The organism is Sphaerospermopsis sp. LEGE 08334 (genome assembly GCF_015207205.1).
In the GTDB taxonomy this organism is placed as follows: Bacteria; Cyanobacteriota; Cyanobacteriia; order Cyanobacteriales; family Nostocaceae; genus Sphaerospermopsis.
On sequence record NZ_JADEXH010000035.1, the window covers coordinates 11,536 to 36,947 of the forward strand.

Sequence of the window (25,412 nt, forward strand, 5' to 3'; positions counted from 1 at the left end):
AAAAAAGTGCAAGGGTTTTGAAGGGTATACCTGAAAAACCGTGCATTTTGGGGATCGCAAACCCAAAAATTTGGGGATGACAGATAGCTGAAACTGTTCCCTGTTCCCTGTCTTCACGGAAAGACTTTCTCAGCAACCCCTAATTAGATGCTTTTAACCCTGTTCCCTGTTAAAAGTTCCCTACTGTAGTTTAAAAATTTGCAGCTTATTTATTAACCTGAATTATGGAACATATTTCACAACTAGGAACACAAATTAGGGAGAAAACCGCTTGTCCAGATATTTTAGTTATCTCCCGCATATTTCATCCCCAAGAAGCTGTCATTGGAGAATATATTTATAATCGTTGTTTACAAGATCCAGGCAGAGTAATTGTACTGGCTGCTGGTTGCTGTGGAGATAAAATATTTGATAAATCACAACAGTTTCCTGTTTATCGTTGGACTAACTTGAGTCTTTGGCTAAGTTTATTTGGTGGTAATTTTTTGAGCATTATAATCAAGCCATTATTCAATTTTTTTAACGTTATTTGCTCATTTTTCATAGCCATAAGATTATATTTTCGCTATCATTACCGTTACATAGAATGGTGTCATGGCTACGATTTTCCAGCTTTGTTATTACTCAGTTATATCTTACCAATTCGCTTTTTTATCTACCTCCATGGTAATGATTTAGTTGATATTTATCGTCATCCTTTATGGCGATTTTTATTAAAAATTACCCTGAAAAGAGCCGAAGGAATTGTTTGTAATAGTTCCCATATTAGAGATACATTAAGAAATACTTTTCGCCTAGATACTCCTACTCATGTCATTAACCCAATAGTAAGACCAGAAAAATTTGGAAATCCCAGCAGTCTTAGTCATCTGGAAGATTTACGCATCCGCTTACGTCAAACTTACAACATTTCTGAAACAGCAATTGTCATTCTTTCTGTCGGTAAATTAATTAAAAATAAAAACTTTGACAAAATAATAGATAACATTCCTTTACTATTAACGATTGGTGTAGATGTTCATTACATAATTTGCGGAATAGGACCTTGTGAACAACAACTAAAATCCCAATGTCAGCGTTTGCGGGTAGATAAAAGAGTGCATTTTGCTGGTGATGTACCAGAACGGGAATTAGTTGGTTATTATGCAGCCAGTGACATTTTCGCCATGCTGACATTAGAAGAAGACAAAGCTCAAGCCATAGATAATTTTGATAATTTTGAAATAGTCCATTTAGAAGCAGAATACTTTGGTAAACCTATCATTGCCTCTCGCTTAGGGAGTATTTTGGATGCAGTCCACCATGAAGAAAATGGCCTGTTGGTAAATCCCGAATCTGGTTATGAAGTTTTACAAGCTTTTAAACGATTATGTCAAGACCAACAACTGCGGGAAAAACTCGGTCGTCAAGGACAAGAATTAGCTAAACGCAAAACCTATCACCGCTGGTTATATAATCCTGAATCTCGTTATTCTTGTCTATTGAATTAGGTAATTGGTAATTGGTAATTGGTAATTGGTAATTGGTAATTGGTAATTGGTAATTGGTTACTGGGTAATCACTTTGATGTTTCCCAATCAACTATCACCAATCACCTATCACCTGTAACCTCTTCTATCCTCCACCAACGATGGTAACAACTTCTAGGCGATCGCCTTCTTTAATTTGAGTTTCTGACCAAAACTGACGGTGTAAAATTTCACCATTATATTCTACCGCCACCAAACGAGGATTAAAACCCAACTGCTGAAGTAATTCTGGTAAAGGCGTTTGAGATAAACAACTGCGTGTTTCTCCGTTCACTTGTAATGTAATTTGATTCATAATAGGTAATGGGTAATGGGTAATAGGTAATTGGTAATTGGTGATACAATTTTGGATTTTGGATTTTGGATTTTGGATTGTATTTCATGAACTCCAATCTAAAATCTAAAATCTAAAATTTTGTCCCAGTCACCAGTCACCAGTCACCAGTCCCCTACTTCCTATAAAGCTGAGAAATAAAATATTGTGTGACTAAAGTTGGTTGTTCAGCTTGCATGAGCGATCGCACTACAGCTACCCGTTGCGCTCCCGCATCAATCACATCATTAATATTACTCGTATCTATTCCCCCAATGGCAAACCAAGGAATTTGACAATTTTTAGCCGCATACCTCACATAATCTAAACCTGCTGCGGCTTTACCTGCTTTAGTCGGTGTTTCATATACCGGACCCACACCGATATAATCTGCACCTTCAGCAATTGCCCCTTGCATTTCTTTTTGATTTGTGGTAGAGCGACCGATCAACCGCTGGGGACCTAATAACTGACGTGCTACAGCAATGGGTAAATCTTGTTGTCCCAAATGTACGCCATCCGCATCTACAGCCAAAGCCAAATCTATACGGTCATTAATGATAAACAAAGCGCCATAATCGTGACATAGCTGTCGTAGTTTTCTAGCTCTATCTAAACGAATCACGTCATCAGCAGATTTTTCTCGATACTGTAGCAAAGTTAACCCGCCTTTGAGACAAGCTTCCACAGTTTCCAACAAATTATCTACCGGGGATGTTACCAGATACAAACGCGATCGCCAAAGTAACTGATGACGTTGATAACCCATCAAAGTGCTTTCCAGGGTGTAAACCTGATAGCGCATTTGCTTAAAAGTTTTCCCCATTTCAGCATCATGAAGCTTGCCATATTCTTCCAAAACCCGCAAAGCTTCTTGGATACGACAAAAATTAGCCTGTAACAAAGATGTAATAGAACTTCTTTGTTCCTCTTGGGGATGGGTTAAATCAGTACCAGTATCACCTGGTGTATCTCGTGCTGCCCTGATTTGTGCAGTATGCCACTTAGAGACCTCTTGACGGAGGTGCTTACAGCTTTCAGCTAACTGGGCATCATTTAAACCAAAACGACACCATTCCTCAATAATTCGCAACCCTTCGCGGGCGCGATCCAAATTTGCGTCTAAAATGCGATAAACCACTTGTTGTATTTGTTGTGTTTGGCTGTGGGCTTCGACCATTAAAATAACCCTGCTTGTAGTCTCACAGAAACATCCAGCCTCTTAAATAATATCTGCATCTTTGCGGTTTTTTCTAAAAAATTGACTAAATTTACCCGGATCAAAAACAGGCACTGAGTGAAAATATAAGAATATTATGGACAAGACTGGTTGATCGGATAAAAATCATTTGTGTGTTTTTCAGGAGTTATATAAAGTTTATGCCTCCCCTTCAACAGTTTCATAAGCGTCTACTAACTATCCTTTTACAAAAGCAGACTTGCTCCTACCTACTTAAACCTTCAGTTCTGCCCACCTCAATATTAAGTGTGAGCGTTGCTTTGGGAATAGGAAGTATAGCACTTTTAGACACAAATTTTAGCAGTGCCATTGCTCAGATTACCATCAGAACAGAACAGAAACCTCACAATGAGAGAATAGTTTCTCAGATTAACGTCCTGTTAGTCAACCCAAGTATCGGCAATGACCAAAGTGGGGATGGTAGTCGAAACGCTCCTTTTCAGACAATTACCCAAGCTTTGCAACTAGCACAATCAAATACTGTGATTATGCTGGCTACTGGTACATACAGCGCCAACACAGGAGAAGTATTTCCCTTAATCATCAAACCAGGTGTAACTATTCAAGGAAATATTGGTAACAAAGGCAAAGGAGTAAATATTGTCGGTGGTGGTGACTATCTCAGTCGCAGCTTTGGCCGTCAAAACGTAGCCATTGTAGGTGCAAATCAAGCCAGTTTAAGCGGTGTGACTGTTACCAACTCTAACAGCCGTGGTTATGGTTTATGGATTGAATCTGCTAATACAGTAGTTGAGGAAAACACCTTTACCAGCAATACCCAAGATGGAATTTCCATCACTGGTAATGCTACTCCCAGCATTCGCAAAAATTATTTTCAGGGTAATGGTGCTAATGGAATTACAATTTCTGGTGATGCCCGTCCTGAAATTAGGGAAAATCTCTTTCAAAGTACCGGTTTTGGGATTAACATTGCCCAAAATGCGGCTCCTGTAGTGGTTGGTAATCAGATTTTAGACAATAGATCAGGGATTGTAGTTCAAGCCACTACTAGCCCAGTTTTGCGGAATAATCTCATTCAAGGCAGCAAAGAAGATGGTTTGGTAGTCATTGCCCAAGCCATACCAGATTTAGGTAATAGCAGAGAACCGGGTGGCAACCAATTTCGCAACAATCGTCGTTATGATATTAACGCCAAAGCTGCTAAACAAGTAGTTTATGCTGCTGGCAATAACCTCAATAAGAATCGCATTAGCGGCAATGTAGATACTAGCGGCACAACAGCACCAATAGTCAGAAATTCTCCACCTACTTCTGTACCTGTAGAGGAAATAGCTACAGAACCAGAAATAGTTTTTGCTGCTGCCAACATTCCCAAAAAATTTAACCCATCTGGTGTGATTTTATCGAGTAGTGGAAATACACGCCCAAATAGTCAATCACCACAGCTACCAACTACCAATGTTAACGGACAGGGTTCTTTGCTCAGAAATAATTCCCAAAACACACCGCAATTAAATTATGTGCAGGTTGAACCAGGGGTTATTGAGTTTGTTGCACCTCAACTTATGAGAAATCAACAACCCGATAACCCAAAAACTATTAGTAATTCTAGAATAGCCACAGCACCCAGAAGCTATACAAATACTCGTCCGGGTGTACGTTATCGGGTTTTAGTTCCGGTTATCAGTGACTCACAACGGGAATTAGTGCTTTCCATAGTTCCTGATGCCTTTTCTAGAGTCTTACAAGGTCGCAGAGTCATGCAAGTGGGCGTTTTTAGCAGTCAAGATAGTGCTAATCAAATGGTTCAAAGTTTGAGTAGCATGGGTTTGAGAGGCATTATTCAGCCTTTTAATTAGTTGGGCATTGGGCATTGGGTATTGGGTTATTAATCTTCCCCAATCACCAATCACCAATCACCAATCACCTAAATAGCAAACTCAGGTTGTTCGCTAGTCATGGCTTTGAGTTTAGATGTAAAGGAGTCAGAGCGATCGCTCCTTTGGGGAGTAAATTGTCCAATTGGGGGATTATTGGCATTTGCTGGCATTAATTGGGGTAGTTCCTTCGGTGTTGATAAACTTCCCTGAGTCATGAGCTTTTGAGTCACAGATGCGGCTAACTGTCTCTTGCTGGTATCCGTAGCAACTTTAAATGAGGGAGATGTCAAAGCACGAACTTGTTGTTCTTTATCTACTAGATATTCTGATGTAGTGTGACTCTCCATATAATAATTACTATATTGAGCAGATAATTTTTGAGTTGTCTTGGCTGGGTGCATTGGCGTTGTTTGTGGTATGGCTAGTAAAACGGGTGCAGATGTTTTGGTTAGACTTTCTGGAAATTTGCTACAAATCATCCGTTCAAATTCCATGTTGAAATGATGAGACACCTGCCCACGCCTTTGCCAAAAGGTTAATATTTGTTGTACTGATATCGCTTTATAGCGTCCTTGATACAGAGCTTCAATAACTGCTAAATGTAGCCAATCAAGCGGGTAGTCTTTTCGCCAATGGTTAATTAACTCACTGGCACCATACCCATTGAGGTCAAAACTATAATGGACTAATAAGTTGGTGGCTAATTCGCAGCTGGTGTTTGGTGTTGTTGTTAGCATGGGTTGTTATTTCCAGACAATAGGTATAAATGTTTCACCCATCGCATCTATCCTAACGTCTTTTTAGCTACATGAGTTTTTTCCACAAGCCGCAAATTTGTTAGTTAGTGTCTCTTATTCTACTTGTCCATCGCTATTATGCAAAATAATACAGCACTTTCCGGTGTAATGAGGTACACTTTGGGGGGCAGATGCCCACCCCACAAGAGTTTCATGATGATAATTTGTACCTCATAATAACGAAATCTGCTGTATAGTAGAACTTAACCTCTGGACAAAATTACCATTAAATGATGATAAAAGGGAACAGGGAACAGGGAACAGGGAACAGGGGGAGATACTGTTTACCAATGACTAATGACTAATAACTAATGACTCCTAACTAAATAGGTTTAACGCGTTTGATGGCCACTAATGCCTGATAAATCATAGCTGCAACTTCAGCCCGTGTGGCTTCTCTGGTGGGGGCAAGAAGTTTGGGATCTGGATAATTAACAATAATTTTGTGTTGGTTGGCGGTTGCGATCGCGGTTCTGGCATATTCAGGCACTGATTTTATATCACTATAGGCAGTTAATAAATTGTTATTAGCATTGTTAGCTGGTGGTAGTCTGAGTCCGTTGACTAGGGAAACTAACACCTGTATTCTTTGCACATTTTGATCTGGGCGAAAAGAGCGATCGCTAAACCCACCGACAAAACCACCTCTAGCAGCTATGTGAATGGCTTTAGCTGCCCAAAAATCAGCGGGAACATCTATAAATTCTATTCCTTGACGTTTGGGTGTAGGGTTAAAAGCAGCGGCTATTAAAGCTGCATATTGGGCGCGAGTCATGGCTTTATCTGGTTGATAACTACCATCAGCAAAACCTTGAGTTAAATTCATACTCACCAACGCCCGAATATATGCTTCTGCCCAATGTCCTACTAAATCAGAAAATGAGGGAATTTCTGTATCTGGTTTGACAATGTAGGGTGAAGGGATAGCTTTTGCTTCACCTCTGGTTGCTAAAGCTTGATAAATTAATGCTGCTACCTCTGCACGGGTAATTTCTCTGAGTGGTTCTAATAATTCTAGTTGTGGATAATTGACTATTAGCAGTTTTTGAGTAGCAACTGTGACTGCATTTGTAGCATAACTAGGAATTTGGGCGCGATCGCTATACACATTTAACCCGTTAGGATTACTGCCTGTAAATTTTAAACCATTAACAATTGATACTATCGCCTGTACTTTGGTTAAATTTTGCCCTGGTCTAAAAGTACCATCGGGAAAGCCACTCAAAAAACCAGCATCAGCCGCACTCGCAATAGCTGAAACTGCCCAAAAATCAGTTCGCACATCTTTAAATCTCTTCAGGTTATTACTAGCAGGTAGTTGAAAAGTTTTCGTAATTAAAGCCGCATATTGAGCGCGGGTAATTGGTGTAGCAGGTCGAAAAGTTCCATCAGGGAAACCACTAATAAAACCTTTATTCACCAATGCTTCTACAAAAGCCGCTGCCCAATGTCCATCTAAATCTGCAAAACTGCTACTAATAACTTGGCTAGGAGTATCGGCTGTAGCGGCGAGAAATTTTACTACTCCCTGAACTTGGGCAGGATTTAACTGATTGCCTACAGAAATCACTTTTTGGGATGATAAATTTTGAATATCAAAATCTTTGTGATCACGAAAAATATTATCAGCCGGATCTTCGGGTTTACCCAACTCAGGAATAGCATTACCATTTACTAATAAACCACCTTGGGTATTTTGGCAAATCAGATTTCGTCGTAATACCGGACTAGCATCACGAGAAAGGGCAATTCCTATGCGGTTATTGGCAAGTTTGTTATTAGCCACTAGAGGGGCTGCAAAATCGCTAATAGCTATTCCTACAGGGTTATTTTCAAATACATTCCGCAGCACTTCCCCTTTGCTATAACGTGCCATCATTAACCCACTGGCAGCATTTTGGATAAATACATTATCGAAAATGGCGGGTTTAGCTTTACCAGTTGCAAATATCCCTTCCCGTCCACATTTACTGAATGTATTATTAGCTAAAGTCGGTGCTGTTGATTCAATCCAAATCCCAGTACCCTTAGAAACAGGATTGATCACTGTTACCCCTAACAAACTGGCATTACCTAACAACAGCAATGTGATATCTTGCCAACCAAAGGTAGGACTTTGATACTGGCCACCGCCAGAAATGATGATTCCCTGACCTTTGTTAGATTCGTTACCTACTATGAGAATTTCCCCAGGAATAATCAGCGGAAAAACTTCACCTGTAGCCTTGCTATATGTTCCTGGTGCTAACTGAATAATTCCTGGTGTTGTAGTGGCTTTTAAGGCACGGGTAATACTTTTTAATGGACTCAACCGAGAACCAGTATTAGCATCGTTACCTATGACGGGATTTACATGGAGTGTCGCAACAACCATAATTTATACTTTATAATAATTTCAATAGTTTAAGGAGTCAGGAGTCAGGAGGAAGAACTACAAGCATCTGATAATTACCTTTCCTGGGGTGAAAGTGAGAAGATTGGGAAATAGGAAATTTTGGCTTTTTTTCTCCTATCAAGGAGAGGTTTTAAACCTGGAATTAAACAATTAATTAAACAATTGTCGTCAGGATTCAGGATACAGAATACAGGATTGAGAATGAATGAGAGTGTTTGAGTCATTATTGATAATTGATGAACAAACTTTCTCCTGTTAATTCTTACTACAAACAAATATTCTGACTCCTGACTCCTGACTCCTTGCAAATTATCAATTATCAATTGACAATCGAAACTGATTAACAACCTGATCTAATCCTACGGAATGGGCAGCTTTAAATAATAGGCGATCGCCCTCCTTTACATAAGTATTTAATCTGGTTACTAATTCACTATGAGTAGCAAAACATTCACAAGGAATTCCTTTTGCACTATCAGCAATAATTTCTGCATCTGTGCTATTAACTAAAACCAACAAACCATCTAAATGCAATTTTTGTACCATTTCCCCAACTTGTTGATGTAATTTTGGGGATCTGTCTCCTAACTCCTTCATTGCTCCTAATACGGCAATTTTCCGCTTTCCTGGTGTATCTGCTAATAACTGCAAAGCTGCTAACATCGCTTCTGGGGCGGCGTTATAAGTTTCATCTAAAATCACAATATCATTAGGTAATGTAAACCTTTGCGATCGCCCTCCTGGCATATTTACCATTACTCCAGCTTGCAATAATTTCCAATCAATTTCTAATACCTTAGCTACTGCTAATGCTGCTAAAAAATTAGTGGCATTATGACGACCTGGTAAGGGTAATGGTAAATCGATTCCTGCTACTTCTATAGTTTCATTATCAACTAATTTCCCGCGAATATCTCCACCGGAAAAACCATAACTAATCACTTTCCCCTGCCAAAATTTCTTTGCTGTCTCCATTAATAGGGGACTATCATAATTGAGAATTGCTACACTATCATCAGACATTTCTGCTAATAACTCACATTTAGCTTCTGCGATCGCTTGTTCTGAACCTAATAACTCAATATGCGCTGTTCCCACATTAGTAATAACACCGATATTTGGCCTAGCTATTTGTGTTAATTCCGCAATTTGTCCCCTCCCTCGCATGGCCATTTCTATGACTGCAAAATCATCTTCTGCACCCAGTTCTAACAACGTTTTAGGAACACCTATTTCATTGTTGAAATTTCCATAGGTTTTGTGAACTTGTCCTTTAGTTCCTAAAACTGCGGCGATCAGTTCTTTGGTTGTGGTTTTACCTACTGAACCTGTTACCCCAATTACAGGAATAATAAAGGAATCCCGCCACCATCTAGCAATTTGCTGATATGCCTTCAGGGTGTCGGGAACTTCTAATACAGGTATGTCAGTGTTTTCCTCAGTATAATCTACAATGGCGGCAATTGCACCCTTGGCGATCGCCATTTTTACAAACTTGTGTCCATCGAACTTTTCGCCGCGTAAGGCTAAAAACACTTCACCTGGTTGTAAAATCCTGGTGTCTGTTTGGATACCCTTGCTTACTTGAGCTAATGCAGATGCAGATAAATTTACAGGACGGGCTGATAGAACTTCAACCAATTGGGATAAAGTGGCCGAAACAGGCATACTGATAATCAATAAAAGTTAATTACCAAATCCTACAATCCTAGAGGACATAAATAAATAGGTAGCGAAGGCAATTCTTTTTCCTTTACAAAACTATAAGTTTACAAAACTTCATCTAAAATTATGTCATGAGATCCCCGACTTATGGAAGAAGTTGGGGATCTGGGTGTAATTTGTGCTACTTCCAGGTCAAGAAAGCAACGCTATGATACTTGAAGAGTTTGCTGTTCCCACATTGAGGGTGAACAGACACATGAAAAATTAAAACTTTTGCTTTGGTGAAAGACACCCAAAGGTGTGAATTTAGTGTTCTCCTGTTTTTTCAATTGTTTCAATAACTGCTAAACCTATACCAGAAGCTGCAATTAACAGGAGTGCTGAGATCAGATAGGCACTGGTCAGCATTCGGAGGGCTTCGTCAAAAAAAATATAGGTGGTCATGTGTTCACCTTCTGAACTTTAAGCGGCTACTAGTGTTATTTAGTGTAATTTTTTTCTTCACACCCTGATAGGTCAATCTCGGTGATTAATTCCTAGCAATAGTATCTTAACAAAACTTTAGCTATTTCAAAACCCCATGACAAAATTTTCTAGCTAAAGATTTGATGAAATTAAGCCAGATTTACTTAAAATCTATATGACAAGGGAACAGGCAACAGGCAACAGGGAACAGGGAAGAGGTTTTTGGATATTTTACTTTTCGTTACATATTGCGGTTTTTTCTGTTCACCTACTTACAAACAAGCTTGAATTGTAGCAGTTACTGATTTTGATAATGATACTAATTCATAACCTCCTTCTAAACCAAATAAGATTTTTCTAGTTACGCCTAAACAATATTGAGTAAATAAACCAAAATCTTCGGGTTGCAAAGAGATGCTTGCTAAAGGATCATCTGCTAAAGCATCATAACCAGCACTAACAATCAATAAATCTGGTTGAAAGTTGTTTAAAAACGGTAGTATTTTGTATTGCCACAAAAGTTGATAAATGCTGATATCACTACCGGGAGGTACAGGAAAATTTAACACATTATTATGAAAACCTTTTTCAGAACTTCTCCCAGTACCAGGGTAAGCAGGATATTGATGTAAAGAACAATAAACAATTTCTGGGTAACTTTCTACTATGGCTTGAGTACCATTGCCGTGATGTACATCCCAGTCTAAGATGGCGACACGGTTGATACCTGGTTGTTGTAAGGCATATAAAGCGGCGATCGCTGCATTAGAAAATAAGCAAAACCCCATTCCTGTATTACTTTCGGCATGGTGTCCTGGTGGACGTGCTAACACAAAGGCGGGATTTTCTCTACTTAAAACCTCATTCACCCCATCTAACCAAGCACTTACGGCTAACAAAGCTACATCATAACTGCGGGGAGAAACTGGTGTGTCTCCATCTAAATAACCACCACCAGTAGCAGCAATATCTTTTAGTTTTTGAATGTATGTTGCAGTGTGGGCGGTTTCTATCCAAGACATTAACTCCTGTTTGACTGCTGTGGGGGTTAACCAGTGGATTTTTTGGGCAAAGTCAGCAGTTTTTAAAGCCTTGACAACCGCACTTAAACGTTCTGGTTTTTCTGGGTGGTAGCGTCCAGTTTGGTGTTCGAGAAATTCGTCAGAATAGATGACTGGTAGCATGGGCGGGAATAGCAAAATACTGAATGCAATTCTAGCCTGACTGCTCGTTGCTGTAACCAGTCATGATATCACTGGGTTCATCCAGCATTTCGGGAACTAAAGCTTGATTTCCGCGTTTTTCTGTCGCTGTTTGTTCTCTGATTACATGATCCATTTTCAGTGGATGTTTGATTTTGTCTAGTACCTCTGGACTTAGTTGGGATGCGTCTCCTTTTGGGTTTTGCTTTTGGGCTTGATTAAAAACTGGTTCTTTATTCATGAATATTTTTACAACTTTACCAATCAATTGTAAAAAATTTGATTGTTAAAGTTACCTGTCTAGAGAAATATATCCCCAATGTCAGGAGTCAGGAGTTATTAGTTTTGGATTTTGGATTTTGGATTGTTTTTTTCTCTCCAAGCTAAAATCTAAAATTTTCCTCCCTATTCATTCTTGGAAACTTTTAAAGTAAGTATTCAGCTATCAGTAATCAGTAATTAGCTTATAATGGCAGAAACAAAGATTTTGCAGCATTAATTGAGGAAGTTTACACTCTGTGAATTTGTGAAAATTGATTGTTTGTATTTTAGCCTTGAAAGCTTACTGCTGATAGCTGACAGATGAATACTTACTTACTAATTTTGTGGGCTGGGCATATTGTCCGCCCTCTTTCTGTTTTTAGGAATTATACAACGGATTAACAGTAAATAATGAGACACAATCTGAAAATTATAACATGACTAATGCGCTGCTGGGCTATCAAATATCAAACTGATTTTCTTCCTCAATCCTCAATCTTGAATTCTTAATTCTGAATCCTCAATTATTAGCTTCATTTTTTTAATAAAATCTTGAATTTGTGAATTTATGATTTGATAATTATTCTGACTACTGACTACTGACTACTGACTCTTGACTCCTAAATTCTTACTTTTCTCTGATATGATCTTTTTGTTTGACTGTCTTTACCACAAACGGGGTCAATATATGTTAGAATTATAGCAAAATATGACAATTTTTCAAGATTAATTTGACATAATTTTGTATTTTGTCAAGTACAAAGGCTAAAATCTACGTTTTTTGGAGTTTTGCGGTTTATGACAACCTCACAGGAGAGGATTATCCCGACGGATTTACGACAAGAAATGTCGCAGTCTTATCTAGAATACGCTATGAGCGTAATTGTCGGTCGGGCGTTACCAGATGCTAGGGATGGCCTTAAACCTGTACACCGTCGCATCCTCTACGCTATGCACGAGTTGGGTTTGCTGCACGATCGCCCGTTTAGAAAGTGCGCCCGTGTGGTGGGGGAAGTTTTGGGTAAATATCACCCCCACGGTGACACTGCGGTATATGATGCTTTGGTACGGATGGCGCAGGATTTTTCCATGCGATCGCCTTTAATTAACGGTCATGGTAATTTTGGTTCTATTGACAATGACCCACCGGCGGCAATGCGTTATACAGAGTGTCGTCTACAAGCATTAACTAGTCATTCCTTATTGCAAGATATTGAAGCTGAAACTGTAGATTTTATTGATAACTTTGATGGTTCACAACAAGAACCCACGGTTTTACCTTCCCGTATTCCCCAACTATTACTGAATGGCTCTTCGGGTATTGCGGTAGGAATGGCTACTAATATTCCTCCGCATAATTTGGGAGAATTGATTGATGGGTTAGTGGCATTAATTCACAACCCAGAAATAAATGATATTCAATTAATGCAGTATGTTCACGGTCCAGACTTCCCTACAGGGGCGCAAATTCTAGGAACATCAGCCATTAAAGAAGCATACACCAGCGGACGGGGTTCGATTACTATGCGGGGTGTAGCGACAATTGAAACTATTTCAAATCGCAACCGCCCAGACAGGGAAGCAATAATTGTTACTGAGTTACCCTACCAAACCAACAAAGCGGCATTAATTGAAAAAATCGCCGAGTTGGTGAATGATAAGAAAATTGATGGTATTGCAGATATCCGAGATGAGAGCGATCGGGATGGAATGCGAATCGTCATAGAATTAAAACGTGATGCCTATCCCCGTGTGGTTTTAAATAACCTTTATAAACAAACCCCACTTCAGTCCAACTTTGGCGCGAATATGTTGGCTTTGGTGAACGGGGAACCACAAATACTCACCCTGAAAAACTTCCTCAGCGTCTTTTTAGATTTTCGCATTGAAACCATTAACAGACGTACTCGTTACCAACTGAGAAAAGCAGAGGAAAGAGATCATCTATTACAAGGTTTATTAATTGCCCTCTCTCATTTAGATGCAATTATTAACCTGATTCGTAGCGCTCCGGATGCACCCACAGCCAAAGGCGAATTAATCAGCAATTATGGACTTTCCGAAGTACAAGCGGATGCAATTTTACAGATGCAGTTGCGGCGGTTAACAGCCTTAGAAGCTGATAAAATTCGCTTAGAACATGAAGAATTGCAAGTACAAATTGCAGATTTGCGGGATATATTGGATAGAAGGGAACGGGTACTGGAAATTATTGAAACCGAAGTTACCCAAATTAAAACCCAGTTTGCCACACCGCGACGCACAGCGATCACCCATGCAGAAGGGGAAATAGATGATATTGACTTGATCGCTAACGAGAAAGTTTTGATTTTGGTGACACAACAAGGTTACATCAAACGGATGCCCGTGAATACCTTTGAAGCTCAAAACCGGGCTACCAGAGGAAAAGCCGGTGCTAAAGTCAAAGAAGATGATACCATCGAGCATTTTTTAACCTGCTGTGATCATGATAGCGTGTTATTTTTTAGCGATCGCGGCGTAGTTTACAGCCTCAAAGCTTATCAAATACCAGAAGGTTCACGCACCAGTCGGGGTACTCCCATCGTGCAGATGTTACCCATACCCAAAGAAGAAAAAATCACATCTATCGTACCCGTAGACGAATTTAGCAGCGAAGAATATTTAGTCATGCTCACCAAAGGCGGTAACATCAAGAAAACCGCACTAGAAGCATTTAGCAACATTCGCGCTAACGGGTTAATAGCCATATCCTTAGAAGAAGGCGATCATCTGCGTTGGGTGAGACGTGCCAAAGTAGAAGATAGTATCATCATCGGTTCACGTCATGGTATGGCCATACACTTCCGTTGTACCCATGATCAACTGCGTCCTTTAGGAAGGGCGACTCGTGGGGTAAAATCAATGAAACTCAAAGCTGGTGATGAACTGGTAGGAATGGATATTCTTCCCGCTGCCATTCTCGACACCTTAAATACAGACACAGAAGCAGAAATAGAAGAAGAAACTATCGAAATTGAAGAAACCACCGAAAATAGCGAAGAAACCACCGAAACACCAAACAGCACAGGACCATGGGTATTGATCATCACGATGGGAGGATATGGAAAGCGCGTACCCGTAGGACAATTTAGACTACAAAACCGCGCCGGACAAGGTATCACCGCCACCAAATTCAAAAACCGTAAAACCAAGGATCAACTAGCAACCCTGCGAATAGTTAACCCTGACGAAGAGATCATGATGGCCACGAATCGCGGTATTATTATTCGTCAATCTGTAAATGCAATTTCCGTACAATCACGTACAGCAACCGGGGTGAGAGTACAGAAACTAGATGAAGATGACGCAATTACTGGAGTAGCAGTAGTTCCCCCCGATGCTGGAGATGCTGAAGATTCCGCCGAGTAAATTTATGAGGGAGAAGTTAAAATCCTTACTCCCTTACCTAGTAGCTTTAACTAGCGGGGCATTGATGGGGGTGACAGTCGCCCCCGTCGGTGCTTGGTTTTTTGCTTGGGTTGCCCTTGCTCCCCTTTGGGTGATAGTTGTTAAATATACTAATAAATCCCTGCCCCCTGCCTTTTTATGGGCGATCGCCTATCATGGAATAGCCCTATCATGGATCACAGGTATTCACCCCATGAACTGGTTGGGTGTACCTTGGTGGCCAAGTTTATTTATTACCATCTTTTGCTGGTCATTTATTAGCCTGTGGGGAGGTTTGTTAGTCTCTCTTTGGGCGTTTTTGATGGTGCGGTTAGATAAACAAAAGTCTTGGTTAAGGGTGTTAATTGGTACTGCTTTATGGTGTGGTTTGGAAAGTTTGTGGAGTTCTGGATCTTTGTGGTGGAGTTCTCTTTCTTACACCCAATCACCGCATAATTTGGTAATTTTGCATTTGGGGCAAGTTTCGGGACCGAATACTGTAACGGCGGTTATTGTGGCGGTTAATGGTTTGGTTGCGGAGTCTTGGATATATAATCTCACGCAAAGACGCAAAGGCGCAAAGGAAGAAAAGAAAGAAACAAAAACCTCTGTGTTCTCTGCGTCTCTGTGGTTCGTTAATAAATATTTAATTTCAGCTATAATACTGTTAATGATCTCCCATTTTTTGGGGTTTGTTCTTTATTCTCAACCTTTGAATAATCATGAAAATTCAGGTTTGAAAATAGGTGTTATTCAAGGTAATATTCCTAATGAAATTAAGTTGCTTCCTCAAGGATTTAGACGAGCAATTACAAACTATACTAATGGATATTTAACATTAGTAAATCAAGGTGTTGATGGGGTGTTAACTCCTGAAGGTGCTTTACCTTTATATGAACGTAATTTTCAAAATACTCCTTTGTTAGATGCGGTGAAGGATAAAGGGGTTGTAGTTTGGATAGGTGGTTTTGGGGAAAGGGGGAGAAGTTATACTAATAGTTTATTTGGGGTAAATGGTAAAGGGGAAGTTACTAGCAGATATGATAAGTCAAAGCTTGTACCTTTGGGTGAATTTGTTCCTTTTGAAGAAGTTATTGGGGCGTTAGTTCAACGGTTATCTCCTTTGGATGAACATCAAGTTCATGGGGCAAAAAATCAAGTTTTTGATACTCCTTTGGGGCGGGTTATTGTGGGTATTTGTTATGAGTCTGCTTTTTCGGAAATCTTTAGATATCAGGCTTTTAATGGGGGTAAATTTATTTTAAGTTCTTCTAATGATGCTCACTATACAGCAGCAATGGCAGATCAACATCATGCCCAGGATATCATGCGAGCAATTGAAACTGATCGATGGGCAGTAAGGGCAACAAATACCGGTTATTCGGCTTTTGTCGATCCTCATGGGAGAACTTTGTGGAAGTCAGGGTATAATAGTTATGAAACTCATGCGGAAATTATTTATCCTCGTCAAACTCAGACTTTATATGTGCGTTTGAGAGATTGGTTGATGCCTTTGTTGTTGGTTTTGGGGTTTTTGCGGTGGTTTGTGACTAAATAGCCAGGAATTTTGGTAAGTAAGATTTGCTGCTGTGAGCAGATGAATAAAGCATATCCTAGTAACTTGACATGGGAACTCTCTGACTTTTAAAACATCCTCTAACCACCAGTCACCAATCAGCAATCCCCTCTACTGATGAATCTGCGTTGCTTTGAGCATATGATAGGTAATAATCAACTGTGTCAAAGCTAGGGGGTAACTTTGCAATGTTTCCCCAGTTGTACCAGCGATTTTACCAAGTTCAGGATTTATTTCGCGATCGCAAACATTCTTTAAATAAGGCAGATCATTACACATGATATGCTCTATTTTATTCACCTGTTCTAAGGTAGCGTGTCCATCAACTTCCAACACATCCACTGGTTTACCCATATCTCGGACTAGTCCCAAACGCACCGCTGATTCAGAATCATCATTATCTGGGTGAATAATCTGAGTAAAATCAGGATGGGGAATAGTTGGACGCAGTACCAAACGTACATTTAAATGTCCATTGCTTTCATCCTCATTTTCATTGGGAGGATAGAAACTTACCACAATATCAGACCATTGACGTTGGGGACGAATAAACGCTTCTGAGTCAGGTTCCCGTTTTTCTAACTCTGCTAATACTTGTTCTTCACTATAACCGCGTTTTTCTGTATCCCGTTTAACCTTCCATTTTGCCCGTAGTGATTCAGGAGGAGCAAGATAAACCTTAACATCATAAGCATCACGAGCAGCACGGGTAGAGTAACCCAGTAGACCTTCAATAATGACAAACTTATTCGGTTTAATGTACTGTGGAGGCTCAAATTTACCCGTTTTGTGGCTATAAACAGGCTTTAGAATTGTTTGACCTGTACGTAGCAACGATAAATGCTGCTGCATAATATCTAAGTAATTACAATCAGGATGCAAGGCTGTAATACCGATTTCCGCCCGTTGTTGACGATCATAACGGTGGTAATCATCGGTACAGATGAGTGTAACATTCTCCGGTCCAAGTACCTGAGCAATACCCCTAGTTAGCGTAGTCTTTCCTGCTGCGCTATCACCAACAATACCAAGAATGATTGGACGACTCATCTTACCCCCTTGAATACAAGCTGGTTACTTAATGCTGGTTACTTAATAATGTTTCTGGAGAACATTTTTAGTTAGTTTATTCATTCTAGTGGCAAATTAGTTAAAAAATTTCAGCTTTCTCTTTTCTCGCAACATCTCTCAACATAATCCTGCTCTTATCCTGATTCAAAAACTGTAAAATTCGCATTTATAAGAAAATCGAGTGAGCCAAAACCACCGAAATAAAGTATCTCTGCCACGCTCCGATACCTTATTGTACTTCAGGCGGTGGATGTAGGCCAACGGATTGCTCATGCGTGGGGCAATCATGGTATATTGTTTTTTAACAGGATCGGTATATAGAAGAGTTGACAAATAATTTTAAATTTGATATGATGAGATTGATAAGGAAGAACTATGCTAAATTAATTAAAAATTAATTGAATATACGGATTTAGTTCAATAAATATTTAGTATCATTAGTATTATTAGCATCACAGTAATGGCAAAACAAACCATAGGCTTAGAACAAAATCTGTATGATTATTTACTTTCTGTTTCTGTACGTGAACCAGAAATTTTAACCCAACTACGTCAAGAAACCGCCCAGCTACCAATGTCCATAATGCAAATTTCCCCAGAACAGGGACAATTTATGGCACTGTTGGTTAAATTACTAGGAGCAAAAAAAACATTAGACATAGGAGTATTTACGGGTTATAGTTCCTTAGTAGTGGCGTTGGCTTTACCAGCAGATGGTAAAATTATTGCCTGTGATGTCAGTGAAGAATATACCAGCATAGCTAGACGATATTGGGAAAAAGCAGCAATAGCAGATAAAATTAACTTGCATATTGCCCCAGCTTTGGAAACTTTGGATAACTTGTTAGCAGCAGGAGAAGCAGAAAGTTTTGATTTTGCCTTTATTGACGCTGATAAAGGAAACTATGAAAATTATTATGAGCGATCGCTGCAATTAATTCGACCCGGTGGACTAATTGCCGTTGATAACGTGTTATGGTCTGGAAAAGTGGCAGATCCAGAAATACAAGATAATCAAACTAAAAAAATTCGCGCCTTTAATCAAAAATTATATCAAGATTCAAGAATTACCTTGAGTCTAGTTCCCATAGCTGATGGTTTGACATTAGCAAGGAAAAATTGAAAAATTGGTGATTGGTGATTGGGAATAAAAAAACTCCTGACTCCTGACTACTTGAACTCCTGACTCCTGACTCCTAATAACATTCCTTGTGGTACGCTATCTGCTTTAGATAGTATCGAGGTAAGGAAGATGTCTAAACTGCGGGTGGGGTTGCTGTTTGGTGGACGTTCTGGAGAACATGAAGTATCAATAATTTCTGCAAGGGCGATCGCAAATGCTTTGAGTGCAAAAGCAAATAGTCAGAAATATGAAATTGTGCCTTTTTACATCCAAAAAAATGGTGTTTGGCAAGGGGGAGAAACTGCACAACAAGTTTTAAAATCTGGTGTAGCCACAGAAAATCCCGCCATAACCCCTAATTTATGGCAATTTCCCGCAGAAACAGCAGAAATTGATTTGTGGTTTCCCATACTCCACGGACCAAATGGCGAAGATGGAACAATTCAAGGTTTACTAACATTAATACAAGTTCCCTTTGTTGGTTCTGGGGTGTTAGGTTCAGCCACCGGTATGGATAAAATCGCTATGAAAACCGCTTTTGCCCAAGCAGGTTTACCCCAGGTAAAATACAAAGCAATAACGAGGGCGCAAATTTGGTCAAATCCTTGTATATTTCCTAAATTGTGTGATGAAATAGAAGCAACATTAGGCTATCCTTGTTTTGTCAAACCTGCTAACCTGGGTTCATCCGTAGGAATAGCCAAAGTGCGATCGCGTCAAGAATTAGAAGCAGCTTTAGATAACGCTGCAACCTATGACAGACGCATCATAGTCGAAGCCGGAGTAGTTGCCAGAGAAGTAGAATGTGCGGTTTTAGGTAACGACAACCCCAAAGCCTCCGTTATTGGTGAAATTACCTTTGATAGCGATTTTTACGATTACGAAACTAAGTATACTGAGGGTAAAGCAGATTTATTAATACCTGCTCCTTTACCAGAAACAGTAGTTCAACAAATTCAAGAAATGGCATTACAAGCCTTTGCCGCTGTTGATGGTGCGGGTTTAGCGCGGGTAGACTTTTTCTATGTAGAAGCGACTGGAGAAATTTTGATTAACGAAATTAACACCTTACCAGGGTTTACATCTACAAGTATGTATCCGCAACTTTGGGCAAATACTGGTATTTCTTTTACAGAATTAGTAGATCAATTAATTCAACTGGCCATTGAAAGACATACCAATTCTAAATTGGAAGATTCAGTAAAGTAATTTGCAGATAATGGGTAAAAAGTAGCATAATATCCAATTTTTTGGAAATTTTTGGTAAAAAAACCGCTATTTTGCCAAAAAGCTACTTTCAACCCCCTTTATCCTACTGTTAAATAACACTTATGTCTTCTAGTACAATAAACTACTAGAGGATGCAAGTGGAAATGAATCATGAACAGTCACAATGCAAAACCAGAACCAACCACAAATGTAAAAAGCACTTCAGAAGAATTAAAAAATACATCTCCACCTAAAAAACTGTTGCTAAAGCATCCTTGGTTATGGTTTGTGGGGTTGTTAGTTATTCCCCTGGGAGTGGGAATATTTGGCTATTTCCAGCTAATTTATATTGGCTACGTTCCCAAAATAGAACCAGAAAAACCCATTGAAGTAGTCAGTGAAAAAGAAAACACCCCAGCAGCTAATATCAGTAATCCTACACCTTTATGGTTAATGTTGGCGATCGCCCTCAGTTGTGCATCTGGTTGTTGGGTTATTTATCGCATACTCAAACTTCCACAACGTATTTAAGAAAGGGTGTCGAGCAATAGGTGACAGGTGACAGGTGACAGGTGACAGGTGACAGGTGACAGGTGACAGGTGACAGTGAAGAAGTAGGGGAGAAGATTTTCCCCAATGACTAATGGCTAAAAACAAATAACAAAAAGTGCCAACTTGGCAACCAATCTGTAAGCAACCCAGTTAAATTATTAAAAGATAAACAACTTCAATGTTGTGGTTATCTGGGGTTACTACATAAAATAGCTTATTCTTAAAAAGGCTGTTTCACAAATTTTGATTATGAACGAACAAAGCAATCTACTAATATTTTGTTGGGCTATTAGTTCAGCAAAAAAATAATAAAAAATCAAAGAAATCAAAAAGAAATCAGGTTTAACATTTGCTGCAACAGGAATACTCACATCATCTAGACACTATCGTTGAAATACATAGCCCCCTAAATAACGGATAGCGTCTATCAACACATATTCCTGAACGCCCCAGCAGCAAATGTAGAGTGGGAGAAAAAAGGCGCTTGGTATGCCTTCTCCCACTCTTATTTTATCAATTGATAATTGATAATTGATAATTGACAATGGTTTAAATTACAGTTGAACAGAAATTGGTATCCTGCAAAAATTTCATAATTTCTCTATTCACTACATCATTAGCGCCAGTGGATGCGTCATGATAACAATTTTCTATAATTTTCAACTGTGAATGAGGAATATAATGATGTAATTTTTCACCGTGACTCACAGGAAACCAACTATCTTGATCACCCCATAAAATTAAAGTTGGACATTCAATAGCAGTGAGACTATTTTGAATTTCAGTTAACATATTTGGTTTTTTAGCTTGTAAATTCTGAATTTCTCTAGCTGCTATTTGTAATTCTTCCGCAACTTTCACTAAAGTTCCTGGAATTTCAATAAAAGGATACGTGATCCAATAAACATCTTCCTCTGTGAGAATAGCAGGATTAAATAACACTTTTCGTCTTTCTATACCCATGACTTCCCTAACTAGAGGTGCAAACACATAAGCAAGACGTAAAAAATCAATTGTGTGGATAATTTCTAATGGTGTTTGTGCTAATAAACCCATTGCCCAATGAGGTAAGGTTTCGGTAAAAATGGGCGCATTCATAACCACTAAACTCCCAATTAATTGAGGATTTTTAGCCGCTAATGCTAAAGAAACTAACGCACCTAAAGACTCAGCGACAATGACGGGAGGTTCATCACATAAAGATTGAATAATACGTTCTAATTCAATTATTTGATGACCACTCTTTTCTCTACGGTAAATAGGTTTTTCCGAAAAACCATAACCTTTAGCATCAAAACAAATTACCCGAAAATATTTAGATAATGGTTCAATACTATATCGCCAATTATAACTCCAACTGCCCAAACCATGTAATAAAATTAATGGTTTACCTTTACCTTTTTCGCCATAAGCAATTTTGATAGGATAGCCATACGCATCAGTAATAATTATATTTTGTTGACCTTGAGGAAAATGAAATTGCCACCAGTTTTTCATATGATTAGGGAATAGGGAATAGGGAATAGAATATTTTGAGTTAGTTAATGATTAATTTACCCACCATTTAAAGCTTTCCATAGCATTCCTATAAAAATAACAGGTAATGCAATTAAAACAATACTAAGTAAAACCAAACCTGCAAAAAGAGCAATAATAAAACCTTGATCAGCCTTCTTTTTTTCACCAGGAGATTTTAAGTAATCTTCCAATAAAATCAGGTTGTAATTATTTGCTCTCCAAGCAAAATCAAATAAATCTCCCAACATCGGAATAGCACCGACTAAAGCATCAATGATAATATTAACTATCATTCTGCCTAAAGTTGCTTTTGATATACCTAACTTTGCCGATTCAATGATAATATAAAGAGAAAATATCAATCCCAAAACATCACCACCAACAGGTATTAATCCCAAAATTGGATCTAAACCAATACCTACTGGAGTTCCAGGAATGGTAATAGCATTATCTAAGAGTTTACTAATTTGTTGTAAACGTTTTAATGTTGGTGCATAACCATCAGATTCAATGTAAGTTTTTTTGGAAGAATTAGTCATTAGTCATTAGTTATTAGTTATTAGTTATTAGTTATTTTTACCCAGTCACCAGTCCCCAGTCACCTCTTTTTCATAGATTCACCAACAATTACATTTAATTGGTTGCCAACCAGGAGAACAAAGGCACTCATCCACAACCATAACATTAATACTATAAAAGTTCCCACTGTACCATAAACTTTATTATAATTTCCAAAGTTAGTGACATAAATGCGAAATCCTGCGGAAACTAACGCCCAAAAAATAGCTGCTAAAACTGCTCCTGGCATCAATGGTATACCTGGTTTCCACACGCTGGGACCATAACGATAGACTAAACTAAATGTGGCAGCAACAATAACTAAAGCTAATGGCCAAAGTAGCAGTTGCCAAAGAGGTAATAAGAATGATAAATAAGGATTACCACCTACTACCATTCCTAGAAGTAAATCGCTAATAAATACTAGGAAGGAAGCCAGCATTAAAAGTAATATAGTCCCAATTGTTAGTGCTATAGAAACGAGTTTGGCTTTCCAAAAAGGACGGGTATTTTCTGGGGGAATTTGTTCAATTTGATCAAAAGCAGTCATAGCGGTACTAACTGCACCAGAAGCAGTCCAAATAGCGATCGCAAAACTGAAAGAAAATAACTCAGAATTTTTAGATTCAGCAATTTCTTGTGTAGCAAAATCACTAATTAAAGTCCATGCTTCTTGGGGTACAACCTGACTCAGTTGCACTGTGAGTTGAATAAAAGTATTTCGCAAAGATTCTGCAAACAAACCAATGGCTGTAAGCACAGCTAGAATTGCTGGAAACAAGGATAACATAGCATTAAAAGCGATTTCTGAAGCCAGTCCTAAAAGTCTTCTTTCTATGGTTCTGGCAAATGTTTTTTTCAGTGTACGCCAATTTAGGTGAAGAAAGAACTTGATCCAGCGATGCTTGAGTATATTCAGCATATTAGCGCGGTGTTTCTAGAATTTCTATTGATGGTTTCCTCAGCGATTCTACTGTAAGTTGGAGTTTGGCATTTCTTTGAGTTTCTATTCCTATTTCCGTGTTGATCCGCTGATCACTGATTTGCCATTTTAATTGTAGGTATTCTGTAATAGCTTGCGATCGCTTCTGAATTATATCTTGTGCTTCGGTGACTTCCTGGTTAACTGTGATTTCCAGATTTAAATTAGGATGTTGCTGCAAAATTTCACCAGCACGATCTAACAATTTACTATCATTCGGCGTTAATACTGATTGATTTCTAGCAAAAGATATACTTCCTAAAAATGTGCCTATTCTCTGCATATTCACTTTAGCAGATTGGTAATCAAGCTTATTTCTAATATTATCTGCCAAAAGAACTTGTGCATCTCTATCAATATCTCTTCCACTCAGATAAACTAACCGAATCCTTAATGGTTCAAGGGAACTACTAATTAACTGATAATCAATTAATTGTGCTGGTTCAGGCAATTGGATATCACTTAAAGCTAATTCAACTTCTTGGACTAAATTTGTTTGCAATTGAGAAATATTCACCACTGGTTCAACAGGCTTTTCTTCTGCTAATTGGCGTAGAATTTCGTTGGATGCAGTAGGAATTTCAATCAATTTTAATACTATCAATTCTGGCGGTCTTCCTAAACGTTCTGCCAACATTTGAATATAATTTTTTTGTTCTTCAGGTGTGTATTGTTTACTGCTAAATATCTGAAGTTGAATTGTCAATTTATTATTTTGCTGTAAAGTAGAAATCCCACTAATATAAGAACGAGGTTCACCATTGGGAAAAGTGGCAAATGTCTTCTGCCATACTTCTGTCGCTGCTCCCCGAATTTGGTTTTCCTGTTGTTGTAAAGCAATTTCTCGCCGCAGTTGGATCAAAGATTGATTCAGCGGAAAAATAATCACACCAATGGTACTAAAAATTAACAAAAATCTTCCAGGTAAACCTCCAACTCTTCTCATTTGATTATAGGCTGGGAATTTCTCTAAAATATGCTGCATCCACAAACTTTCTTTATCTGTTTTTCTCCACTCTTTAACTTTTTCTCGTACCTGATGATTATCAATATGTAAACTTAAAAAAACCAACATAGCTGTAAAAGTAATCGCCACTAAATTGGTAAAAAATAGCAATCCCCCACCACTCGCTACCTGTAAACCTTTAACAGAATCTAAACTAATTGCTATACCAATACCATAACCTACAACACATAAGGGTGGCATTAAAGCTACTGCGATCGCCACACCAGGAATAGAAGTTGCTACTCCTTTTGGTTCTTTACAAATTGCTACTGAACCCACAGCACCAGAAAATAACGCCACTACCAAATCTAAAATATTAGGACGAATTCTAGCAGCAATTTCCGCAGTCATTTCTTTAAATGGTAAGAAAGATACTAATAGCACTGCAAAGGTAATGGCTACTACACAACTCAATACCAAATTAAAAAGCGCCCGCATCGCTAAAATGACATCACCTGCTGCTAATGCTAGTCCATTAGCCAGAATACTCCCCATCAATGGAGAAATTAACATTGCCCCAATAATTACTGCTGGACTGTTCAACACTAATCCCAGTGTAGCAATACCCGCTGCAAACAAAACCTGAATCCAATAGCTGACATCCTCCAGGCTTACGGATCTGCATATATCCAGGTATACTTGTTCTTTGCGGGCTTGGCTAATTCCCAGGTTGTCTGCAAATTTATCTCTGAACATATTTA

General features: G+C 38.8%; 20 protein-coding genes. 7 read left to right on the forward strand and 13 right to left on the reverse strand.

Annotated features, from left to right (window positions below; translation table 11 throughout):
* The first annotated feature begins 224 nt into the window (after nt 1-224).
* Nucleotides 225-1,490, forward strand: coding sequence for a glycosyltransferase family 4 protein (locus tag IQ237_RS18630; RefSeq protein WP_194057817.1), 1,266 nt, complete (start codon nt 225-227; stop codon nt 1,488-1,490).
* 124 nt (nt 1,491-1,614) lie between these two features.
* On the opposite strand, the gene thiS is transcribed toward IQ237_RS18630, so the two are convergent.
* Both thiS and IQ237_RS18640 read right to left on the reverse strand, forming a co-directional pair.
* On the reverse strand, nt 1,615-1,827 hold the full coding sequence (gene thiS / locus IQ237_RS18635) for a sulfur carrier protein ThiS (protein ID WP_194057923.1): 213 nt from the start codon (nt 1,825-1,827) through the stop codon (nt 1,615-1,617).
* Nucleotides 1,828-1,978: 151 nt separating this feature from the next.
* The gene (locus IQ237_RS18640) at nt 1,979-3,022 is read right to left on the reverse strand and encodes a thiamine phosphate synthase (protein WP_194057819.1); all 1,044 of its coding nucleotides are present in this window, start codon (nt 3,020-3,022) and stop codon (nt 1,979-1,981) included.
* Between the two features lie 200 nt (nt 3,023-3,222).
* Between IQ237_RS18640 and IQ237_RS18645 the strand changes: the two genes are divergently transcribed.
* Nucleotides 3,223-4,902: a DUF1565 domain-containing protein gene (locus tag IQ237_RS18645; RefSeq protein ID WP_194057821.1), complete on the forward strand. Its 1,680-nt coding sequence runs from the start codon at nt 3,223-3,225 to the stop codon at nt 4,900-4,902.
* 68 nt (nt 4,903-4,970) lie between these two features.
* On the opposite strand, the gene IQ237_RS18650 is transcribed toward IQ237_RS18645, so the two are convergent.
* The 6 genes from IQ237_RS18650 to IQ237_RS18675 all read right to left on the reverse strand — a co-directional run bounded on the left by IQ237_RS18650 (nt 4,971) and on the right by IQ237_RS18675 (nt 11,688).
* Nucleotides 4,971-5,660, reverse strand: coding sequence for a hypothetical protein (locus tag IQ237_RS18650; RefSeq protein ID WP_194057823.1), 690 nt, complete (start codon nt 5,658-5,660; stop codon nt 4,971-4,973).
* Nucleotides 5,661-6,042: 382 nt separating this feature from the next.
* Entirely contained in the window at nt 6,043-8,094 is a 2,052-nt protein-coding gene (locus IQ237_RS18655; RefSeq protein ID WP_194057825.1) for an S-layer homology domain-containing protein, read from the reverse strand.
* Between the two features lie 333 nt (nt 8,095-8,427).
* On the reverse strand, nt 8,428-9,783 hold the full coding sequence (gene murF / locus IQ237_RS18660) for a UDP-N-acetylmuramoyl-tripeptide--D-alanyl-D-alanine ligase (protein ID WP_194057827.1): 1,356 nt from the start codon (nt 9,781-9,783) through the stop codon (nt 8,428-8,430).
* Between the two features lie 303 nt (nt 9,784-10,086).
* Nucleotides 10,087-10,224 (reverse strand): hypothetical protein, encoded by a 138-nt coding sequence (locus IQ237_RS18665; protein WP_194057829.1) that lies wholly within the window; start codon nt 10,222-10,224, stop codon nt 10,087-10,089.
* Between the two features lie 293 nt (nt 10,225-10,517).
* Nucleotides 10,518-11,429: a histone deacetylase gene (locus tag IQ237_RS18670; protein ID WP_194057830.1), complete on the reverse strand. Its 912-nt coding sequence runs from the start codon at nt 11,427-11,429 to the stop codon at nt 10,518-10,520.
* 31 nt (nt 11,430-11,460) lie between these two features.
* Entirely contained in the window at nt 11,461-11,688 is a 228-nt protein-coding gene (locus IQ237_RS18675; protein WP_194057832.1) for a hypothetical protein, read from the reverse strand.
* 818 nt (nt 11,689-12,506) lie between these two features.
* Between IQ237_RS18675 and gyrA the strand changes: the two genes are divergently transcribed.
* Together gyrA and lnt are read left to right on the forward strand one after the other, a co-directional pair.
* Nucleotides 12,507-15,098: a DNA topoisomerase (ATP-hydrolyzing) subunit A gene (gene gyrA / locus IQ237_RS18680; protein WP_194057834.1), complete on the forward strand. Its 2,592-nt coding sequence runs from the start codon at nt 12,507-12,509 to the stop codon at nt 15,096-15,098.
* A gap of 64 nt (nt 15,099-15,162) precedes the next feature.
* The gene (gene lnt / locus IQ237_RS18685; protein ID WP_194057925.1) at nt 15,163-16,674 is read left to right on the forward strand and encodes an apolipoprotein N-acyltransferase; all 1,512 of its coding nucleotides are present in this window, start codon (nt 15,163-15,165) and stop codon (nt 16,672-16,674) included.
* A gap of 129 nt (nt 16,675-16,803) precedes the next feature.
* Here the strand turns inward: lnt and IQ237_RS18690 are convergent, their stop codons facing one another.
* Complete coding sequence (locus IQ237_RS18690) at nt 16,804-17,742, reverse strand: phosphoribulokinase (RefSeq protein ID WP_194057836.1); 939 nt, start codon at nt 17,740-17,742, stop codon at nt 16,804-16,806.
* A gap of 481 nt (nt 17,743-18,223) precedes the next feature.
* Between IQ237_RS18690 and IQ237_RS18695 the strand changes: the two genes are divergently transcribed.
* From IQ237_RS18695 to IQ237_RS18705, 3 genes are all read left to right on the forward strand, one after another.
* Complete coding sequence (locus IQ237_RS18695) at nt 18,224-18,886, forward strand: class I SAM-dependent methyltransferase (protein WP_194057838.1); 663 nt, start codon at nt 18,224-18,226, stop codon at nt 18,884-18,886.
* A gap of 129 nt (nt 18,887-19,015) precedes the next feature.
* Nucleotides 19,016-20,095 carry a D-alanine--D-alanine ligase family protein gene (locus IQ237_RS18700; protein ID WP_194057840.1) on the forward strand — a complete coding sequence of 360 codons (1,080 nt, stop codon included), beginning with the start codon at nt 19,016-19,018 and terminating at the stop codon, nt 20,093-20,095.
* Between the two features lie 171 nt (nt 20,096-20,266).
* Nucleotides 20,267-20,626, forward strand: a complete 360-nt coding sequence (locus tag IQ237_RS18705) for a hypothetical protein (RefSeq protein WP_194057842.1) — start codon at nt 20,267-20,269, stop codon at nt 20,624-20,626.
* A gap of 570 nt (nt 20,627-21,196) precedes the next feature.
* Here IQ237_RS18705 and IQ237_RS18710 read toward each other — a convergent pair.
* From IQ237_RS18710 to IQ237_RS18725, 4 genes are read right to left on the reverse strand one after another with little or no spacing between them, the layout of a single operon-like run.
* Nucleotides 21,197-22,144 (reverse strand): alpha/beta fold hydrolase, encoded by a 948-nt coding sequence (locus tag IQ237_RS18710; RefSeq protein ID WP_194057844.1) that lies wholly within the window; start codon nt 22,142-22,144, stop codon nt 21,197-21,199.
* A gap of 56 nt (nt 22,145-22,200) precedes the next feature.
* Nucleotides 22,201-22,704, reverse strand: a complete 504-nt coding sequence (locus IQ237_RS18715) for a DUF4112 domain-containing protein (protein ID WP_194057846.1) — start codon at nt 22,702-22,704, stop codon at nt 22,201-22,203.
* Nucleotides 22,705-22,763: 59 nt separating this feature from the next.
* Nucleotides 22,764-23,645 (reverse strand): YihY/virulence factor BrkB family protein, encoded by an 882-nt coding sequence (locus IQ237_RS18720; RefSeq protein ID WP_228020476.1) that lies wholly within the window; start codon nt 23,643-23,645, stop codon nt 22,764-22,766.
* A 1-nt stretch (nt 23,646) separates the two neighbouring features.
* Nucleotides 23,647-25,407: a DUF389 domain-containing protein gene (locus IQ237_RS18725; protein ID WP_194057848.1), complete on the reverse strand. Its 1,761-nt coding sequence runs from the start codon at nt 25,405-25,407 to the stop codon at nt 23,647-23,649.
* Between the last annotated feature and the right edge of the window lie 5 nt (nt 25,408-25,412).

Bases quoted from the DNA above. Each gene is read 5' to 3' on its own strand.
- IQ237_RS18630 (WP_194057817.1), top strand. From the start codon at position 225: ATGGAACATATTTCACAACTAGGAACACAAATTAGGGAGAAAACCGCT.
- IQ237_RS18640 (WP_194057819.1), bottom strand. From the start codon at position 3,022: ATGGTCGAAGCCCACAGCCAAACACAACAAATACAACAAGTGGTTTAT.
- IQ237_RS18645 (WP_194057821.1), top strand. From the start codon at position 3,223: ATGCCTCCCCTTCAACAGTTTCATAAGCGTCTACTAACTATCCTTTTA.
- IQ237_RS18650 (WP_194057823.1), bottom strand. From the start codon at position 5,660: ATGCTAACAACAACACCAAACACCAGCTGCGAATTAGCCACCAACTTA.
- IQ237_RS18655 (WP_194057825.1), bottom strand. From the start codon at position 8,094: ATGGTTGTTGCGACACTCCATGTAAATCCCGTCATAGGTAACGATGCT.
- murF (WP_194057827.1), bottom strand. From the start codon at position 9,783: ATGCCTGTTTCGGCCACTTTATCCCAATTGGTTGAAGTTCTATCAGCC.
- IQ237_RS18665 (WP_194057829.1), bottom strand. From the start codon at position 10,224: ATGACCACCTATATTTTTTTTGACGAAGCCCTCCGAATGCTGACCAGT.
- IQ237_RS18670 (WP_194057830.1), bottom strand. From the start codon at position 11,429: ATGCTACCAGTCATCTATTCTGACGAATTTCTCGAACACCAAACTGGA.
- IQ237_RS18675 (WP_194057832.1), bottom strand. From the start codon at position 11,688: ATGAATAAAGAACCAGTTTTTAATCAAGCCCAAAAGCAAAACCCAAAA.
- gyrA (WP_194057834.1), top strand. From the start codon at position 12,507: ATGACAACCTCACAGGAGAGGATTATCCCGACGGATTTACGACAAGAA.
- lnt (WP_194057925.1), top strand. From the start codon at position 15,163: ATGGGGGTGACAGTCGCCCCCGTCGGTGCTTGGTTTTTTGCTTGGGTT.
- IQ237_RS18690 (WP_194057836.1), bottom strand. From the start codon at position 17,742: ATGAGTCGTCCAATCATTCTTGGTATTGTTGGTGATAGCGCAGCAGGA.
- IQ237_RS18695 (WP_194057838.1), top strand. From the start codon at position 18,224: ATGGCAAAACAAACCATAGGCTTAGAACAAAATCTGTATGATTATTTA.
- IQ237_RS18700 (WP_194057840.1), top strand. From the start codon at position 19,016: ATGTCTAAACTGCGGGTGGGGTTGCTGTTTGGTGGACGTTCTGGAGAA.
- IQ237_RS18705 (WP_194057842.1), top strand. From the start codon at position 20,267: ATGAACAGTCACAATGCAAAACCAGAACCAACCACAAATGTAAAAAGC.
- IQ237_RS18710 (WP_194057844.1), bottom strand. From the start codon at position 22,144: ATGAAAAACTGGTGGCAATTTCATTTTCCTCAAGGTCAACAAAATATA.
- IQ237_RS18715 (WP_194057846.1), bottom strand. From the start codon at position 22,704: ATGACTAATTCTTCCAAAAAAACTTACATTGAATCTGATGGTTATGCA.
- IQ237_RS18720 (WP_228020476.1), bottom strand. From the start codon at position 23,645: ATGCTGAATATACTCAAGCATCGCTGGATCAAGTTCTTTCTTCACCTA.
- IQ237_RS18725 (WP_194057848.1), bottom strand. From the start codon at position 25,407: ATGTTCAGAGATAAATTTGCAGACAACCTGGGAATTAGCCAAGCCCGC.